The sequence below is a fragment of the Undibacterium sp. RuTC16W genome, from assembly GCF_049339445.1.
Classification (GTDB): domain Bacteria; phylum Pseudomonadota; class Gammaproteobacteria; order Burkholderiales; family Burkholderiaceae_D; genus Undibacterium.
This window is the reverse complement of the sequence record NZ_JBMPPE010000099.1, coordinates 1-310: the sequence shown is the minus strand read 5'-3', so window position 1 is coordinate 310 and position 310 is coordinate 1. Positions and strand designations below refer to the sequence as shown.

Annotated in this window: 1 pseudogene; it reads left to right on the top strand. The window is 48.7% G+C overall.

Going from position 1 to position 310, the window contains the following annotated elements:
- A pseudogene (gene fadA / locus ACO0K4_RS19675) lies at nucleotides 1-310 on the top strand (acetyl-CoA C-acyltransferase); the annotation flags it as partial.

Sequence of the window (310 nt, the reverse complement as noted above, 5' to 3'; positions counted from 1 at the left end):
CGCACGGTAATGATTTTCACCCAGGCCTAGCAACGTCAATTGCACAAGCGTCTGGTTCAATGGGTTTAACTGCAGAGTACCTTGCTACTATTCACGGCATTAGCCGTCAGCAGCAAGATGAATTTGCATACCGTTCACACCAACGTGCACATGCTGCAACTGTTGAAGGCCGCTTCCGCCGCGAAATTCTCGCAATGGAAGGTCACGATGCAGATGGCTCATTAATTCTTGTTGAAGACGACGAAGTAATTCGCCCAGAAACAACAGTAGAAGGCCTATCGCAGCTACGTCCAGTATTTAACCCTGCTAC